This window comes from Citrobacter sp. JGM124 (genome assembly GCF_018257795.1).
Lineage (GTDB): Bacteria > Pseudomonadota > Gammaproteobacteria > Enterobacterales > Enterobacteriaceae > JGM124.
Genome location: NZ_JAERJD010000001.1, coordinates 67,257 through 80,636 on the forward strand (window position 1 = coordinate 67,257; position 13,380 = coordinate 80,636).

Genomic DNA, 13,380 nt, shown 5'->3' on the forward strand with positions numbered 1-13,380 from the left:
CGTAGCCCATGAAGACCCGGACATTTATGATCAACGTCATGCCTGTGGGATTTTGGGGCATGACGAATAAATTAAGCGAACATTCTGCTGTTTACCCAAGACTGGTTACGGCAAGTATAATGAGCTTGGGGGATAGCCTGTGTATTATGGCTTACAGCTGTAAAACGCGCACAGCGTAGCAGATAGATCACTATAAATACAAAATCTTTTGAACCTTATAATCATCAGTTGTTGTGTTGTTATTATTTTTTATTCTTTGCATAAAAATTTGAGGCGGAGCCATGTCAACACCCCAGAATAGTCACGTAAGCTGGTTCAGCTTATTCGGACGCGGGCAGCATTATGCGAATACCTGGCCTATGGATAAGCGTCTTACACCGGTGTTTATTGAAAACAGAATCATTCGGATGACGCGTTTCGCTATCCGTTTTATGCCACCGATCGCCGTATTCACCCTTACCTGGCAAGTTGCGCTGGGCGGCCAACTGGGGCCTGCCGTGACGACAGCACTTTTTGCCTGCAGCCTGCCGTTGCAGGCGCTATGGTGGTTAGGTAAGCGTTCAGTCACTCCATTACCCCCCTCAACCCTGCAATGGTTTTATGAGGTGCGCGAAAAACTGCAACAGTCGGGTCAGGCTTTGGCCCCTGTAGAAGGCAAGCCTGACTATCAGGCACTGGCAGATGTGCTGAAGCGGGCATTCAAACAACTGGATAAAACCTTTTTAGATGATTTGTAATCTCTCCTGGGGCAAGGATAGGTATTTTGCATGACCGTATAATGAAGGGCGACTGAAAGTATCAGACGTATTCTTAAAAATGCCCTTCTTTTGGGGGGAGCAAGGTAGTTGTTTACGATTTTCTATTAATCTCTTGTGCTATCTCAAAGCAATACCCCAGTTTCGTTCGGTATGGTGAAGCCAATATTTTTTCTTGAAGGCAGGTATCAGAAAATGGAAATGACTCACGCACAACGACTTATCTTATCCAATCAGTATAAATTAATGACGATGATGGACCCGGAGAATGCAGAACGTTATCACCGTCTGCAGACCATCGTTGAACGGGGTTATGGTCTGCAAATGCGTGAACTCGACAGTGAGTTTGGTGCACTGAAAGAAGCAACCTGCCGTGCAATTATCGATATTATGGAAATGTTCCACGCTTTGCAGGTGAGCCGGGCAAACTTGAAAGACAGCAGTGATATTGACGAAAGGCGTGTGGCTTTCCTCGGCTTTGATGCGGGGCTGGAGAGTGAAATCCTGAATTATGTTCGTTTTTTGGTAACCATTGAGAAGCGTTATACCCATTTTTCGCCTGGGGCTGACAACTTTAATGCGCAAACGCCAATGTGGGATAAATACATTCGTATGCAAGCCATCTGGCATGCTTGCCCGCGTCAGTATCATTTAAGCGCCAATGAAATTAAGCAAATTATTAATGCCTGAGGAGATACAGCTTGAAGTGTAGAGGATTTTTGTTTGATCTGGACGGTACGCTTGTAGACTCCTTGCCCGCAGTAGAGCGCGCATGGAGCCAGCTGGCTGAACGCATTAACGTTCCTGCGCAAGAGGTGCTGGACTTTATCCACGGCAAGCAAGCGATGACTTCATTACGTCATTTTATGCCTGGAGCCTCCGAAGAGGCTATTTTGCGGGAATTCTCATGGCTTGAGGCTAAAGAAGCGGAGGATACCGAGGGGGTCGTCGCCTTACCGGGAGTCATCGATCTTCTTACCTATCTCAATGACGAAAAGATTCCCTGGGCGATAGTCACTTCAGGGACCGTACCTATTGCGTTTGCCCGCCATGGAACCGCAGGTTTACCAAAACCTGAGGTTTTTGTTACCGCAGAACAGGTTGAGCGTGGCAAACCGGAGCCCGATGCGTATTTGCTGGGTGCCCAATTGCTGGGTCTTGAACCGGAGCAATGCGTGGTGGTGGAAGATGCCCCCGCGGGTATATTGTCTGGTCTTAGCGCAGGGTGCCATGTTATTGCTGTCAACGCGCCTGCAGAGACGCCGCGACTGGAGCAGGTTAATTATGCCCTGTCATCCCTGAAGGAGCTCCTGGTACAGAAAACGGCAGATGGCCATGTTGAAATACTGAGAAAACACTAATCTTTGCCACTTAGCCCCTTAACCTATGGGGCTTTTTTATAGTATCTGCGCGAATGATGTCAGCACTCAGAATAAAAAGGACATAGTGTGAATCTGGAACTCATTTGGGTACTGTCTTTACTGGGCATTGCGATTGTCTTGTTTGCAACGGGCAAGATGCGTATGGATGCCGTGGCACTCTTGATGATCATCGCTTTTGTGCTCAGTGGCACGCTGACCATTAGCGAAGCGTTTTCTGGATTTAGTGACCCTAATGTTATTCTGATTGCTGCACTGTTCATTATCGGTGACGGCTTAGTGCGTACCGGGGTTGCAACGAATGTTGGTGTGTGGCTGGTCTCGGTTGCGGGCAGCAGCGAAATAAAAATGCTGGTGCTGTTGATGGCAACCGTAGCCGGTTTAGGGGCTTTTATGAGCTCAACGGGGGTAGTGGCTATTTTCATTCCTGTGGTGCTGAGTGTGGCACTGCGCATGAAAATATCCCCCTCTCGATTAATGATGCCACTGAGTTTCGCTGGTTTGATTAGTGGCATGATGACACTGGTTGCCACCCCGCCTAACCTGGTGGTCAACAGTGAATTAGTCCGTGATGGATTTGACGGCTTTCAGTTTTTCAGTGTCACTCCTATCGGGATTGTGGTCCTGATATTGGGCATTATTTATATGTTGTTCGTCCGTTTTGCCCTGAAAGGGGAGGATACCCGCGTCGATAAAGAAGGGGGGCAACGCAGTACTTTTCGTTCATTAATTAAAGCTTATCGCCTCAATGGGCGGGCGCGTCGCCTGGCTTTGCGCCCTGGTTCCCCGATGATAGGTGCCCGCCTTGATGATCTCAAACTCCGTGAACGCTATGGCGCTAATGTGATTGGCGTTGAACGCTGGCGGCGTTTTCGCCGGGTGATGGTGAATGTGGCCGGGGAGACAACCTTTTGCGAACGTGATGTGTTGCTTATTGATATCTCCGCCTCTGAAGATGAACTCCGTCAATTCTGCAGCGAGCAGATGCTGGAGCCTAAAATATTACGTGGTGAATACTTTTCCGATCAGGCCATGGATGTGGGGATGGCGGAGGTATTGGTGGTACCTGAATCAGAGCTTATCAATCAGACCATACGACAAATGGCATTTCGCAGTCGTTATGGTTTGAATGTTGTCGGGCTGCGTCGGGCAGGAAAAGCGATGGAAGGGGCCGTGGTGGATATCCCAATACAGCCCGGTGATATTGTTCTGGTTGTCGGGGACTGGCAATTAATTAAACAACTCTCACAACAGAGTCGCGACTTTCTGCTACTCAATGTTCCCATCGAGGCTATTGATGCCTCACCGGCACACAGTCAGGCTCCCCATGCGTTGTTCTGCCTGGTACTGATGGTCGTGCTGATGGTGATGGATGACGTGCCGAATGCCGTTGCCGCCATTATTGCTTGTTTACTGATGGGCAAATTCCGTTGTATTGATATGGAAAGTGCTTACAAAGCGATTCACTGGCCAAGTATTATCCTGATTGTCGGCATGATGCCCTTTGCCCTGGCACTACAGAAAACGGGTGGAGTGGACTTGATAGTTCATGGCCTGATGTCCTTCGGCGGTGATTACGGGCCACATATCATGCTCGTCTGCCTGTTCGTTATGTGTGCAACCATCGGGTTGTTTATCTCTAATACGGCAACTGCCGTATTAATGGCGCCTATCGCTCTCGCAGCAGCAAAAACAATGGGCGTCTCTCCCTATCCTTTTGCCATGATAGTCGCGATGGCAGCATCGGCAGCATTTATGACGCCGGTTTCTTCACCGGTGAATACGCTGGTATTGGGCCCCGGGCATTATACCTTCAGTGATTTTGCCAAGGTTGGGGTTCCTTTTACCTTCATTGTTATGATGGTTTGCGTCATTATGGTACCGATGCTGTTTCCATTTTAAGTTATGGTCTGTGCTGACAAGGTGTTATCGCTATAAAGGGGAGTCCTGGCTAATCTCATCCAGTGAGAGGTGAAAACTGGGCACAAAAGTCTGCATAAAATAGTCCATCTCGTCACTGCGACGTTCCGCGAGTGTTTTTTCCAGGCGGGTCCTGGCGAGCAAAAACTCGTTATTTCCGGCGGACAACTCTTCCAGGCATTTGAGGTAGGCACATAAGGTATCGGCTTGCTTGACTATCGATTTTTCATCAGCAGTGTATTGCGCCTCATCGATTAATGGGGCCCAAATATCACGTAACTCTTCTGGCACCATCTCAATCATTTTTTGTTGTGCGATTTTTTCTATCGCTTTGTATTCATGAGCTATCTGTGAATTGAAGTATTTTACCGGTGTGGGAAGATCCCCGGTGAGCACCTCACTGGCATCATGGTACATTGCTAATAAGGCGATACGTTCCGCATTGACCTGGCCATTAAATTTTCTATTTTTAATGACCCCAAGCGCATGGGCAACCATCGCGACCTGAAGACTATGTTCCGAGACATTCTCCGTGCGCACATTGCGCATCAGTGGCCAGCGATGGATTAGTTTCAGACGGGAAAGATAAGCGAAGAAATGGCTTTGCTGCATAATGTATCTCGCGATCCAGAACAGATAAGCAGCATTGTGCGGTGTTCATGAAAGCATTGCAAATCAGCCGGAAAACTGGCGTCCGGCCGATATTGACAGCCCTGATGAAACCCGCTGCAGATTACTGGTGATAATGCCCCAGGAAACGCCCTAATTTGGTAATGGATATTTCCAGGTCATCGACACGTGGCAAGGTGACTATCCTGACGTGATCCGGATAAGGCCAGTTAAATGCGGAACCCTGAACCAGTAGCACCTTTTCCTGTAGCAGGAAGTCTAAAACCATTTTTTGGTCATCATGAATATTGAAGCGCCTGGCATCAATTTTTGGGAACATATATAATGCGCCACGTGGTTTGACGCAGGACACGCCGGGTATTTCATTTATTAATTCAAATGCACGATTACGTTGTTCATATAACCGCCCGCCAGGCACGATAAACTCACTGATACTTTGATAGCCACCGAGCGCGGTCTGAATAGCATGCTGGGCTGGTACGTTGGCACAAAGACGCATTGATGCCAGCATTTCAAGCCCTTCAATATAGCCTTTGGCATGTTTTTTCGGGCCATTCAGCACCATCCAGCCCTGGCGGAAGCCCGCCACGCGGTAGGTTTTAGATAAGCCATTAAAGGTTACGGTCAGCAGATCCGGAGCCAGTGCAGCGATACAATGATGCTCCGCATCGTCATAAAGAATTTTGTCGTAAATTTCATCGGCAAAAATGATTAAATTATGCTGACGAGCTAGTTCAACTATTTCTAACAGTAATTCTTTAGAGTAAACCGCACCGGTAGGGTTGTTCGGGTTAATAATCACGATCCCCCGAGTCCGGGACGTTATTTTGGCACGAATATCGTCAAGATCAGGAAACCAGTCCGCTTCTTCATCACACAGATAATGAACTGCTTTACCGCCGGATAAAGAAACCGCCGCCGTCCAGAGCGGGTAGTCCGGAGCGGGGACCAGCATTTCATCCCCCGTGTTGAGAAGGGCTTGCATCGACTGAACGATCAGTTCCGACACCCCATTCCCGATGTAAATATCCTCTACCGTCACATCACGCATTCCCTGGGCTTGATAATGCTGCATGATGGCCTTGCGGGCAGAGAACAGCCCTTTAGAGTCACAGTACCCTTGCGCGGTGGGCAAGTTACGAATCACATCAACAAGGATTTCATCCGGTGCATCAAAGCCAAATGGCGCAGGGTTGCCAATGTTGAGCTTAAGCACTTTATTGCCTTCTTCTTCAAGGCGTTTCGCCTCTTTAAGCACAGGACCACGGATGTCATAACAGACATTTTCAAGTTTGCTGGATTTTTCGATAGGGGACATGAAGCGTTGACCTTTGTTGTTAACCTTGCTTCCTGCCGTGGAAGCATACATTTCCACAATGTACTCCTGCTACTGCAAGATTTGAAGGGTCGTTACCATGAGAAATAAAAAATATTCTCTGGTCAGAACAAACCCCGGCGGTTTTTCGGGGGAGGATATCTTGTTTTTGGCGCTAATTATAGTTACACAAACCTGTGCTGATCTATTATGCAGCATATAAGGTGATGAATCTTACCGCACTGAGTCTGAAGACGCTATTTTCGTTCCTCTGGTTTTTGCATTGCAGCATTCATGGTAGTGGTTCAGACATGACTTGTGTTTCATATCTATTTTAAGCAAAAAGGGATAATCAATCAGAATTCTGCATCTATAAAGAATCATTTAGCTCTTTAATTTTTATAAAGATTATTTTTCTAGTAAACAAATAAATCAAATACTTCATTTACTACTGCTAAAATGCAATAAGAATTATTGCTTACAGAGAAAGGTAACGTAAATAACTATGGGGCACTGGTTTTCATAAGAAAACTTTCAGTTCTTTCAGCTTTATAAAGATGTGTTTTTCTTATTTGTTCAATTATTCAGTCAAAAAATATCGTTCTTTAACAGTTATTAACTTATTGTTCAGTAATAATGAATTGGTTTAAAATAGGCACCGGCAAATAGAATAAAAATAGCCATGCCGTAATATATGAATACGACTTGGATATCACTGATGGCATTTTTTTAGGATGGTAACTAAATAAAACGAGGTGAAATGACGGCCTGGCGGACTGCGGATGTGGTGGCGTGGAACGTAAAAAGGAATTGACCTATCTTATTGATAAGTCATTTAAACATAAACAAGGACAACTCGTAAGAGCACTCGACTAGTGAAAAAAATGACTAATGAAAACCGTCTTATACTTAATCTCGACCTTGATTTGTTGCGCACATTTGTTGCCGTTGCAGATCTGAATACTTTTGGTGCTGCAGCTATTGCTGTCTGCCGAACTCAGTCGGCCGTTAGCCAGCAAATGCAACGCCTTGAGTCATTAATAGGAAAAGAGTTATTTGCTCGTCATGGCCGGAATAAATTACTGACTGAACATGGGGTGCAGTTGCTGGGTTATGCACGTAAAATTTTGCGTTTTAATGATGAGGCTTGTTTGTCTTTACGGGCGAATAACCTTGACGGCGTTTTAACCCTTTGGGCAGCGGGTGAATTAACAGAAACAATTCTGCCATTACAGTTAGAGCTCATTCGCTCGATATATCCAAAACTCATTCTTGATGTGAGAATCAAAAATGATCCCTTTCAGGATGATGTTATCTGCCAGCAGGAGGTTGACCTGATCATCGCAACCTCACATCCCCCGCATTATGATAGTACCTTGCTGCATCTCTCGCCTACACTGTGGTATTGCGCAGCGGATTACACGTATTGCAAGGGGGACCCCATTCCCCTGGTGATGCTTAAAGAATCGAGTCTCCACCGGGACATGATGCTGGACGCCCTTAATACGGCAGGCATTCCCTGGCGGGTTTCTTATGAAGCGGTGACCCAGAGTGCCGTCTATGCCGCATTAAAAGCGGGTCTTGGCGTGACGGCCGGCACGGTAGACATCATGATGTGTAAGGAACTGCGTGTGCTGGGATTATTTGAAGGACTACCTGCTTTACCTGAAACAAAGTACTTACTCTGTAAACATCGGGAAACGCGCAATCCTGTGGCGGAAATCATTTTCAATCAGTTATCTAATCAGCTAAATATCACGCGTTATAGCCCTAAACATGGATCGGCATTGGATACCCGTTTTCTTTCACCCTGAATTTTTGGGCTACTATTATAAAGGTTATCGCTGGTTTGAGTCGGTGCGAAATACCATCGTGGTAAGGCACGGGTGATGAGAGGCGAAACCTGAACGTGGCAGGAAGCTCCCTCAATAGCATGGGGGAGACTCCCAAATTATCGGCGGCATAAACTTCAGTAATCTGTTTTTGGGGGTTTGATGTTACAGATCTGCCTGTGACAGACCCGGTGTTAAAAAAATCATACAAATGTTATATGTTTTTGATGTGAATTAGCAAAACTGTGTTCTGGATCAAAAAAATACGCATATTTAAAAGAGGAATCATGGTGATTTCCTGCCAGAATAGAGGGGATTATTTTTTGCACACGACGGACACGATTCAACAAACTTTCAATTGCATTAAACACTTATGAAGATAAGGGGATAACGCATTAAATGTTAACGACAATGTGTCAATGTAAATTAATGTGTGCTTACTTTTGTTAAAGTTGACAAAAGGTTATAGAAAGGAGTAAAAAACCCCATCAATTTTCTGTCTTTTAATTGATTTCCGGCAGTAATTGTACGGTTTTTCGTTCTTCCCATGAATCGATGTGGTGTTCATCTGCCATCAAGAGCAGAGATTTAAGCGCCACTTTTGATGAGTAAGCAATGAGTATGTCAACATCTATCGAAGTTATCGCTCAACATTGGGCGCTCGCTGTCTTTGTCATTGTTGCTATTGGTCTGTGCTGTTTTATGCTCACCGGGGGTTGGTTACTCGGTGGCAGAGCCAGAGCCCGGCACAAAAACACTCCCTTCGAGTCAGGTATTGACTCCGTTGGTACAGCACGTCTACGTCTTTCTGCCAAGTTTTATCTGGTTGCCATGTTTTTCGTCATCTTTGACGTAGAAGCCCTGTACCTCTTTGCCTGGTCTGTTTCCGTTCGTGAAAGTGGCTGGCTTGGCTTCATTGAGGCCGCAATCTTCATTTTAGTGTTACTGGCAGGTCTGGTGTATCTGGTGCGTGTGGGAGCCCTGAATTGGACCCCTGTACGTTCGCGCCGTGAACAAATGAATCCAGAGCAAGACAATATCACTAATCGTCATACGCAGTAATAACGAGGCAATAAGATGGACTATACGCTCACCCGCATAGACCCTAACGGTGAGAATGACCGTTATCCCCTGCAAAAACAGGAGATCGTGACTGATCCACTGGAACAAGAAATTAACCGTAGTGTATACATGGGCAAATTAGAACATGCTATGCACGATATGGTTAACTGGGGTCGTAAAAACTCAATCTGGCCGTATAACTTCGGTCTCTCTTGCTGTTATGTGGAGATGGTAACGTCGTTTACCGCCGTGCATGACGTCGCACGTTTTGGTGCTGAGGTCTTACGTGCCTCTCCACGTCAGGCTGACCTGATGGTGATTGCCGGTACCTGTTTTACCAAAATGGCTCCGGTAATCCAGCGTCTTTATGATCAGATGCTGGAACCAAAGTGGGTCATTTCCATGGGATCTTGTGCCAACTCTGGTGGCATGTACGATATTTACTCTGTTGTGCAAGGCGTTGATAAATTCCTGCCAGTGGATGTGTATATTCCAGGTTGCCCTCCGCGCCCGGAAGCCTATATGCAAGCCCTGATGTTACTGCAGGAATCTATTGGTAAAGAGCGTCGTCCGTTGTCATGGGTCGTTGGTGATCAAGGTGTTTACCGCGCCAATATGCAGTCAGAACGTGAGCGTAAACGTGGCGAACGTATTGCTGTGACCAACCTTCGTACACCCGACGAAATTTAATTTACGCCTGCGGCCAGTGGATACCTTGCATTTCTATAATATCAAAGCAAAGGCACTGACCGTCAGTCACCACAGACTCATTTGCAATGGTGAGAACTATGACCGATTTAACTGCGCAAGACGCCGCAATGCCAGCCTGGCAAACGAGGGATCATCTTGATGACCCTGTGATCGGTGAACTGCGCAACCGCTTTGGGCCGGATGCATTTACCCTTCAGCCAACCCGCACCGGAGTACCTGTTGTTTGGGTTAAGCGTGAGCAACTGCTGGAAATTGTCGATTTTTTAAAAAAACTTCCTAAACCTTATGTCATGTTATTCGACCTGCATGGCATGGATGAACGTCTCCGTACTCACCGCAACGGTTTACCTGCTGCGGATTTTTCCGTTTTCTACCACTTTATTTCTATTGATCGCAACCGCGATATCATGCTGAAAGTGGCCCTGTCAGAAAACGATTTAAATGTACCGACACTGACTAAGCTGTTCCCGAACGCAAACTGGTATGAGCGTGAAACCTGGGAAATGTTTGGCATTACCTTTAATGGTCATCCACATTTGACACGCATCATGATGCCATCCACTTGGGAAGGTCATCCACTGCGTAAAGACTATCCCGCCCGCGCCACTGAATTTGATCCTTTTGTTCTGACCAAGCAGAAAGAAGATCTGGAAATGGAAGCACTGACGTTCAAGCCTGAAGACTGGGGTATGAAGCGCAGTAGCGAAAACGAAGACTTCATGTTCCTTAACTTGGGTCCGAACCACCCCTCAGCCCACGGTGCGTTCCGTATTATTCTGCAACTTGATGGTGAAGAGATTGTCGACTGTGTTCCTGACATTGGCTATCACCATCGTGGTGCTGAAAAAATGGGCGAGCGTCAGTCCTGGCATAGCTATATTCCTTACACCGACCGCATTGAATACCTTGGCGGTTGTGTCAATGAAATGCCTTATGTGTTAGCCGTTGAAAAACTGGCTGGCATCGTGGTTCCCGAACGCGTGGAAGTGATTCGCGTCATGTTGTCTGAGCTGTTCCGTATTAACAGCCATCTGCTTTATATCTCGACCTTTATTCAGGACGTAGGGGCAATGACCCCGGTGTTCTTCGCATTTACCGATCGTCAGAAAATATACGACCTGGTTGAGGCGATTACTGGTTTTCGCATGCACCCTGCCTGGTTCCGTATTGGTGGTGTGGCCCATGATCTGCCAAAAGGCTGGGAACGGTTACTGAAAGAGTTCCTTGAGTGGATGCCAAAACGTCTCGATTCTTACGAGAAAGCGGCACTGCGCAACACCATCCTGAAAGGCCGTTCTCAAGGGGTTGCTGCTTATACCGCCAAAGAGGCCCTCGAGTGGGGAACCACCGGGGCGGGTCTGCGTGCTACTGGCATTGACTTTGATATCCGTAAAGCGCGTCCTTATTCTGGTTATCAGAATTTTGACTTTGAAGTGCCTGTGGGTGGCGGTATCAGCGATTGCTATACCCGTGTGATGCTAAAAGTGGAAGAGCTGCGTCAAAGTTTGCGTATTCTTGAGCAGTGCCTGAAAAATATGCCAGCGGGTCCCTTTAAAGCTGACCACCCGCTGACCACGCCACCGCCGAAAGAGCGTACTTTGCAGCATATCGAAACCTTGATTACTCACTTCCTGCAAGTTTCCTGGGGTCCGGTGATGCCGGCAAACGAATCCTTCCAGATGATTGAGGCAACCAAAGGTATTAACAGTTACTACCTGACCAGTGATGGCAGCACCATGAGCTACCGAACCCGTGTCCGAACGCCGAGCTTCGCGCATTTGCAGCAAATTCCGGCGACAATTCGTGGCAGCCTGGTTTCTGACTTGATTGTCTATCTGGGTAGTATCGATTTTGTAATGTCTGATGTGGATCGCTAACTATGCACGATAACCAACAAAACAAGGCTGAGGCTTTTGAGCTGAGTGCGGCAGAACGTGAGGCTATTGAGCACGAAATGCATCACTATGAAGATGCCCGTGCGGCCTCCATTGAAGCGCTGAAAATTGTTCAGAAACAGCGTGGCTGGGTTCCCGATGGGGCGATTTATGCCATTGCAGATGTTCTGGGTATCCCGGCAAGTGATGTTGAAGGTGTGGCAACGTTTTATAGCCAAATATTCCGCCAGCCCGTGGGACGTCACGTTATTCGCTATTGTGACAGCGTAGTCTGCCATATTACCGGTTATCAAGGGATTCAGTCCGCCCTTGAAGGCCAGCTGGCGATCAAACCGGGACAGACGACAGCCGATGGTCGTTTTACTTTGCTGCCAACCTGTTGCCTGGGTAACTGCGATAAGGGGCCAAATATGATGATTGATGAAGACACGCACAGTCATCTGACGCCGGACGCAATTCCTGACCTGCTGGAGCGGTATAAATGAAAACCATTATTCGTACTGCTGAAACACATCCCCTGACCTGGCGCCTGCGCGACGACAAACAACCCGTGTGGCTTGAAGAATACCAGAGCAAAAATGGCTATGCGGGTGCCCGTAAAGCGTTGAGCGGTATGGCTCCAGATGACATTGTTAACGCTGTTAAAGACGCCGGCCTGAAAGGGCGCGGCGGCGCAGGCTTTTCCACCGGTCTTAAGTGGAGTCTGATGCCTAAAGACGAGTCCATGAACATCCGTTACCTGTTGTGTAACGCCGATGAAATGGAACCCGGCACCTATAAAGACCGTCTGCTTATGGAGCAGCTACCGCACTTGCTGGTGGAAGGCATGTTGATCTCGGCTTTTGCCCTGAAAGCTTATCGCGGTTATATCTTCCTGCGTGGGGAATATATTGAAGCCGCGGTGCATCTGCGTCGCGCTATTGAAGAGGCGAAGCAAGCCGGCTTATTAGGCAAAAATATACTGGGTTCGGGTTTTGATTTTGAGCTGTTTGTGCACACCGGTGCCGGGCGTTATATCTGTGGCGAAGAGACGGCACTGATTAACTCCCTGGAAGGGCGTCGTGCAAACCCACGCTCTAAACCTCCTTTTCCAGCGTCAAGCGGTGTATGGGGCAAGCCCACTTGTGTTAACAACGTGGAAACCCTGTGTAATGTGCCTGCTATTCTGGCTAATGGTGTTGAATGGTATCAGGGCATTGGTGGTTTGAGTAAAGACCATGGCACCAAGATGATGGGGTTCTCTGGACGGGTGAAAAATCCGGGTGTCTGGGAACTGCCTTTTGGTACTACGGCCCGGGAAATCCTCGAAGACTATGCCGGAGGCATGCGCGATGGCTTGAAATTCAAAGCCTGGCAGCCAGGTGGGGCAGGGACTGACTTCCTTACAGATGCACACCTTGATTTACCGATGGAGTTTGAAAGTATCGGTAAAGCAGGTAGCCGTCTGGGCACTGCACTGGCCATGGCCGTTGATCATGAAATCGGCATGGTATCACTGGTACGCAATCTGGAAGAGTTTTTCGCCCGAGAGTCCTGCGGTTGGTGTACGCCTTGTCGTGACGGTTTACCCTGGAGTGTGAAAATTCTGCGGGCGCTTGAACGTGGGGAAGGGCAGCCGGGTGATATTGAAACACTTGAGCAGCTTTGCCGTTCTCTGGGACCGGGTAAAACTTTCTGTGCTCATGCGCCAGGTGCCGTTGAGCCATTACAAAGTGCAATTAAATATTTCCGCGACGAATTCGAAGCAGGCATTGCCAGACAGGACCTCGGTAATCTCCGTTTGATTAACGGTATTCAACCGAACCTGTTAAAAACGCGTTGGTAAATATTCATTCCTCATGGTGTAACCAGAGGAATGGCACAAGAATTTTTGATTAACGC

Annotated in this window: 12 protein-coding genes; 10 read left to right on the forward strand and 2 right to left on the reverse strand. The window is 47.5% G+C overall.

What is annotated here, in order from left to right; all coding sequences use genetic code 11:
• The first annotated feature begins 281 nt into the window (after nt 1–281).
• From yfbV to JK154_RS00325, 4 genes are all read left to right on the forward strand, one after another.
• Nucleotides 282–737, forward strand: a complete 456-nt coding sequence (yfbV, locus tag JK154_RS00310) for a terminus macrodomain insulation protein YfbV (RefSeq protein WP_211990499.1) — start codon at nt 282–284, stop codon at nt 735–737.
• Nucleotides 738–950: 213 nt separating this feature from the next.
• A complete protein-coding gene (locus tag JK154_RS00315; RefSeq protein WP_211990500.1) occupies nt 951–1,445 on the forward strand; it encodes a YfbU family protein in 495 nt (164 codons plus the stop codon).
• 11 nt (nt 1,446–1,456) lie between these two features.
• Nucleotides 1,457–2,116 carry a sugar phosphatase gene (locus JK154_RS00320; RefSeq protein ID WP_211990501.1) on the forward strand — a complete coding sequence of 220 codons (660 nt, stop codon included), beginning with the start codon at nt 1,457–1,459 and terminating at the stop codon, nt 2,114–2,116.
• 87 nt (nt 2,117–2,203) lie between these two features.
• Entirely contained in the window at nt 2,204–4,036 is a 1,833-nt protein-coding gene (locus JK154_RS00325; protein ID WP_211990502.1) for an SLC13 family permease, read from the forward strand.
• A 30-nt stretch (nt 4,037–4,066) separates the two neighbouring features.
• Here the strand turns inward: JK154_RS00325 and yfbR are convergent, their stop codons facing one another.
• Both yfbR and JK154_RS00335 read right to left on the reverse strand, forming a co-directional pair.
• Nucleotides 4,067–4,666: a 5'-deoxynucleotidase gene (gene yfbR / locus JK154_RS00330; protein WP_211990503.1), complete on the reverse strand. Its 600-nt coding sequence runs from the start codon at nt 4,664–4,666 to the stop codon at nt 4,067–4,069.
• 121 nt (nt 4,667–4,787) lie between these two features.
• Nucleotides 4,788–6,002 carry a pyridoxal phosphate-dependent aminotransferase gene (locus tag JK154_RS00335; protein ID WP_211990915.1) on the reverse strand — a complete coding sequence of 405 codons (1,215 nt, stop codon included), beginning with the start codon at nt 6,000–6,002 and terminating at the stop codon, nt 4,788–4,790.
• Nucleotides 6,003–6,883: 881 nt separating this feature from the next.
• Between JK154_RS00335 and JK154_RS00340 the strand changes: the two genes are divergently transcribed.
• The 6 genes from JK154_RS00340 to nuoF all read left to right on the forward strand — a co-directional run bounded on the left by JK154_RS00340 (nt 6,884) and on the right by nuoF (nt 13,324).
• Nucleotides 6,884–7,813 carry a LysR family transcriptional regulator gene (locus tag JK154_RS00340; protein ID WP_211990504.1) on the forward strand — a complete coding sequence of 310 codons (930 nt, stop codon included), beginning with the start codon at nt 6,884–6,886 and terminating at the stop codon, nt 7,811–7,813.
• Between the two features lie 633 nt (nt 7,814–8,446).
• Nucleotides 8,447–8,893 (forward strand): NADH-quinone oxidoreductase subunit NuoA, encoded by a 447-nt coding sequence (nuoA, locus tag JK154_RS00345; RefSeq protein ID WP_211990505.1) that lies wholly within the window; start codon nt 8,447–8,449, stop codon nt 8,891–8,893.
• A 15-nt stretch (nt 8,894–8,908) separates the two neighbouring features.
• Nucleotides 8,909–9,583, forward strand: a complete 675-nt coding sequence (gene nuoB / locus JK154_RS00350) for an NADH-quinone oxidoreductase subunit NuoB (RefSeq protein ID WP_211990506.1) — start codon at nt 8,909–8,911, stop codon at nt 9,581–9,583.
• Nucleotides 9,584–9,669: 86 nt separating this feature from the next.
• A complete protein-coding gene (gene nuoC / locus JK154_RS00355) occupies nt 9,670–11,481 on the forward strand; it encodes an NADH-quinone oxidoreductase subunit C/D (RefSeq protein WP_211990507.1) in 1,812 nt (603 codons plus the stop codon).
• A 2-nt stretch (nt 11,482–11,483) separates the two neighbouring features.
• Entirely contained in the window at nt 11,484–11,984 is a 501-nt protein-coding gene (gene nuoE, locus JK154_RS00360) for an NADH-quinone oxidoreductase subunit NuoE (RefSeq protein ID WP_211990508.1), read from the forward strand.
• The gene (nuoF, locus tag JK154_RS00365) at nt 11,981–13,324 is read left to right on the forward strand and encodes an NADH-quinone oxidoreductase subunit NuoF (protein WP_211990509.1); all 1,344 of its coding nucleotides are present in this window, start codon (nt 11,981–11,983) and stop codon (nt 13,322–13,324) included. Before nuoE ends, nuoF begins: the two co-directional genes overlap by 4 nt.
• The last annotated feature ends 56 nt before the right edge of the window (nt 13,325–13,380 follow it).